Below are 4,561 nucleotides of genomic sequence, written 5' to 3'. Positions count from 1 at the left end.
TTAAGCTGTTAGCATCTTTGGAAAAATAGCGCCAACTTGCCGTTTGCACACCTTCAATATTGCCGCCCATGGGAGCAATATTGACATATAAAGTAAGTATTTCTTCTTTTGTTAATGCCATTTCTAATTGAATAGCGCGTAACATTTGTTCGGCTTTGCCTAAGATAGTACGTTCATGAGGATAGAGTAAACGAGCCACTTGCATGGTTAATGTTGAACTACCTGAAATAACTTTTTGGTTAGAAATGAATTGCCCAAAAGCACGAATAGTTGCGAGAGGATTGACACCAAAATGTTGGTAGAAATAGCGATCTTCATAATTGATAAGTGCATGGATATATAATGGATTAATATCTTTTAATTCCACCCAATGGCGAAATATTCCATCATGGTCAGAAAATTGCCTCAAAACTTGCCCATTTCGATCCACAATGACAGTGGATGGCTCTATTTTGGGGATAACTAACGGATTCAAATAATTAAATATACTAAAAGTTCCTACTATAACCACTGACCCTATTGCAATGGTATAGATTGAATATTTGAGAAATTTCTTAAAAATATGATGCATGAGGGCGCTTTTGGATAAGTATTTGGTGATGATTATATCGATAAACCTACGGCGTATGAAGCTTCACTGTAATATTTATGAAATATTCACACTATAATATATGAGTATTATCAATTAATAAGGAGTCAAATATGATGGAGCGTGCAATTTTTGCAGGAGGATGTTTTTGGTGTATGGTTCATCCATTTGATGAGTTAGCAGGTATAGAAAGTATTGTATCTGGCTATACAGGCGGCACGATAGAAAACCCAACTTATCAAGATGTTTGTGGTGGAGGAACAGGTCATACTGAAGCTGTTGAGATTTTGTTTAATCCTGAGTTAATTGATTACGAAGCATTATTAAATATTTATTGGCAACAAGTTGATCCTACAGATGCATTTGGACAGTTTCAAGATCGTGGTGATACTTATCGCCCTGTCATTTTTTATACATCAGAAGCACAAAAACAGCTGGCAGAAAAAAGTAAGTATGCGTTGCAGAACAGTGGCAGATTTACGGATCCTATTGTTGTAAGTATTGAGCCTGCGCAAGAATTTTATGTGGCGGAAGAATATCATCAAGATTTTTATCGCAAAAGCCCTGAGCGCTATGCATTGACTTCTGCATTTCGTCAGCATTTTTTGAATACAATTTGGCATAAATAGAAAAGCTGTATAGAAAAAGATCAAATATTTTAAATGTATACTAAACTTCTCACAGTAAAAAGAGAAGTTTTTTCATGAATATACACAGAGAATTATGAGCTATTTATTATAAAAATATATTTTATAGATCTGGATCAATAAATTATATTTTTATTATTATAATATTTTTATTTTTCTCTGTTTATTACAATTGATATTGTTGAATTTTATTGTATTTATTTGTTTACCATAAGCATAGTTCGTATAAATAATCATTGTATTAAGATAAATTAATATTATTAGCAGTATAATTGTGATAACAAGCCATTAATTTAGAATGAAGAGGAAAGCAAGTGAAAAATCGTAATGTATTTTATAAAATACTATTATTGACATTTCCTGTGTGGGGAATATCGAGCGTAAATGCAGAAACTAAGGCATTTAAACCATCAACAGAACCAGTTTTTAGTACGCCACGTGCAAAGCCGAATATTCATATGGTATTGGATGATTCGGGGTCGATGAAAACACGAGATGTTCCTGAATATAAGAATGGCCCTGATATTCTACGAACGGTAGCTTTAGATAGAGCAGTCAAAGCTTTGTTGAATAAATATAGAGATAAGGCATATTTAGGCGTAACATTTTTGTATACAGCAAATTCTAATAGTGGCTTGACCGCTTTGAAACTTGATGATTATTCAAAAGTGACTGATCAAAAGTTTAATAGTCATCTTACAAATATTTCTAATATTATTAAAAACTCGCCAGGTAATACACCTTTATACACAGCTGTTTATGATACGCTAAAGATGTTTAGAGGGCAGCCAGTCAGTGCAGCAGGTAATAGAACTGGTACTATGCAAGTAGAAACAGGGCGCTTCTTTGATAAAAAATATACTAATATTTATCAATATAAACAATTAGAGTCGCCAATTCGTTATCGTTGTCAGCAAAATCATATGATTGTAATGACAGATGGTGAGCCTAATGCAGAATCTGCTAGAGGTGTTGCTGTTGTAGATAAAGAAATTTTCCGAAAAACTTACCCTAACTCTTTAGGCAGTTTGGGTAATCGATATGATATTGATGGTTTTGATATTATTAATGGTGTTTATTTAAAGGATACTGTTAATTTAGAGCGCTTGGGTCCTGCATTAGGACAGATCATAGCAGATACAAATTTAAAAGATTGGGTAACTAATACGAAAGATGAAGCGGGTAAAGGTTGGTATCAAGATGATACAGGGCCTATGCCTCTGCATGTACACAGTGTAAGTTTGCACGTTGATGTTGATGATAAAATTTATCAAAATTTAACGCATGCAACGAGTAGTATTAAAAAAAATCCTGGTATGAATTTAGGGATTACAAAAAAGAATGGTGGATCAGCTGAAGATTTACTCGCTGCATTTGATACTATTTTTGCAACCATTATTCGCAGTACCAGTAGTGCATCTGCGGTGAATGATCGTACATCTTCAAAACTTGTGAAGGGAAAACCTGAATTTGATAAAGATGGTAATGTTGATGTTAAAACAATAGGTACTGTCCGTTATGATACTGTTTATGATTTTAGATCATATATCGGTAGTGTTAGGGCAAGAGCATCTTATATTGATCCTCAAACAGGGAAGTCTGAGAAAGTTAATTTATGGAGTACTGATACAACGATTACACCTGAACAAGGTCGTTATGTCACTTTATCTTCAGAAAAATTCCCTGGCAAGAGTCTGCTTGACTTAAAGAAAGATAAAAGTACGGTTTTAACCGAATTTAAAAAAATTAAGTCTGATTTTAATGATTCGGGTTTAGAGTGGTTGACAAACTTTAAAATGAATAAAAATATGGGGGATTTGAGAGAGAGATTATATCCTTTAGGTAGTATTACAAGTCCTGATGTTGTTTTGGCAAATAAAGATATGATCAATATTAATATTGCAGATGAATCCATGTCTTATGATCTCAAAACACAATTGGAGCAATGGTGGGTGTATAAAGCTAAATTCCAGCCAAATAATTTTATTATTGTTGGGGATAATGATGGGATGATTAGCTTTATTAAGGCGCAAAGAGGCCTTTCTAAAAATAGTAAAGCAGGCGAACGTGATACAGCATATTTCCCTAAAATGTTAGTTCACCGTTTTGATGAAATCGCAAAAGCTAATAGAAATTCTACTTTGGTCATAGAAGGCAGAACTAATTTAGTGGATGCTCGTGTTTATCAAGCAACAGGTGATACTGGGGGTGAACATCTCTACGCAACATTAGGATTAACAGCTATGGGGGGCGGTGGTAAAGGTATTGCAGGCTATCGTGTTTATGCTGAAAAGGCAGAAGTTGTTAAAAATTGGAGTAAGAATAAAAAAACAATTAGTAAGCCAAGTTCTAATGATATTTATGAGAAAGTTACACCATTATTTGAAATCACTAATGAAGGGCCATCTCGTACACCTGGTTTTGAAAATTTAGGTTATACCTATTCAGGGTTTGAGTTCTTCAATAGGATTATTGATAGAGGTACAACTTTTGGTGGAGAATCTAATCCTAAAGGACAGGCAGTAGCTGTTTTTGGTAATGGTTTCGGTGCAGAGCCAAATGCTTCAGGTAATCGTCCATCATCTTTATATTTTATTGATGCTTATACTGGTGAAAAATTGCATGAGATTATTCTTAATCCTAATGGCTTAGGTGCAGCGACACCTTCTTTGCTTGTGAGTAAAGATGGGATTGTAGGAGGTCAGAAAGTTGATAAAATTTATGTTGGAGATTATTCAGGTACTTTATATAGAGTTGAATTTAATAGTAAAGATTTTAAAGATCCAAATACAAAAATAACAGCTTTATTTAAGGCACCTAAAACTAATTTTGGTCAATCAGCCATTTCTGTTAAGCCATTGGTTGTGCGAGCACGAAACTCTAGTTTATATCGAGTATTTTTTGGTACAGGTATTGCGGCAAGCCATGAATTAGATCGATATGATAATTCTAAAGTCCAACATAATGTTTATGGCTTGACTGATTATGGTAAAAAAGGTGGATCAGAAACTTTTGCATTGGGCCAAGCAACGCATAGTTTACAGCCTGTTTTAACAATTAATCATTTGAAGAAGGGTAATGTTCGATATAAAACGGGGCAACAACCTAGTTTAGAAGATTATGAAAGTGTGGGAGAGTATGATCTAGAAACTACCACTCCTTTTGCGGATCCTAACGAAGGGCATGTAGATAAGGATGGTTGGTATATTGCTTTGACTGCTGATGGTAATCAGTCTGGTGAAAGAGTTATTAAAGATCCACAATATGATGAACATAGCGATGCTGTAATATTCTTCACATGGGGTATTCAGGAACGTTTTTCTAA

3 protein-coding genes are annotated in these 4,561 nt (G+C 34.2%); 2 read left to right on the top strand and 1 reads right to left on the bottom strand.

The features are described 5' to 3' along the window. Window positions 1-475, bottom strand: a 475-nt coding sequence (locus BZK14_RS12815; protein ID WP_245831363.1) for a transglycosylase domain-containing protein, incomplete at its 3' end; no start/stop codon positions are given. A gap of 230 nt (window positions 476-705) precedes the next feature. Between BZK14_RS12815 and msrA the strand changes: the two genes are divergently transcribed. Together msrA and BZK14_RS12805 are read left to right on the top strand one after the other, a co-directional pair. Then, on the top strand, window positions 706-1,218 hold the full coding sequence (gene msrA / locus BZK14_RS12810) for a peptide-methionine (S)-S-oxide reductase MsrA (RefSeq protein ID WP_077926854.1): 513 nt from the start codon (window positions 706-708) through the stop codon (window positions 1,216-1,218). Between the two features lie 332 nt (window positions 1,219-1,550). Beyond that, the coding region (locus BZK14_RS12805; protein WP_077926853.1) for a PilC/PilY family type IV pilus protein at window positions 1,551-4,561 on the top strand (3,011 nt) is incomplete at its 3' end.

Origin of the sequence: Wohlfahrtiimonas larvae (assembly GCF_002006755.1) — a bacterium.
Taxonomy (GTDB): Bacteria; Pseudomonadota; Gammaproteobacteria; order Cardiobacteriales; family Wohlfahrtiimonadaceae; genus Wohlfahrtiimonas; species Wohlfahrtiimonas larvae.
Note: the sequence above shows the minus strand (reverse complement) of the source record. Positions and strands in the feature narration are given on the sequence as shown.

Bases quoted from the DNA above. Each gene is read 5' to 3' on its own strand.
- msrA (WP_077926854.1), top strand. From the start codon at position 706: ATGGAGCGTGCAATTTTTGCAGGAGGATGTTTTTGGTGTATGGTTCAT.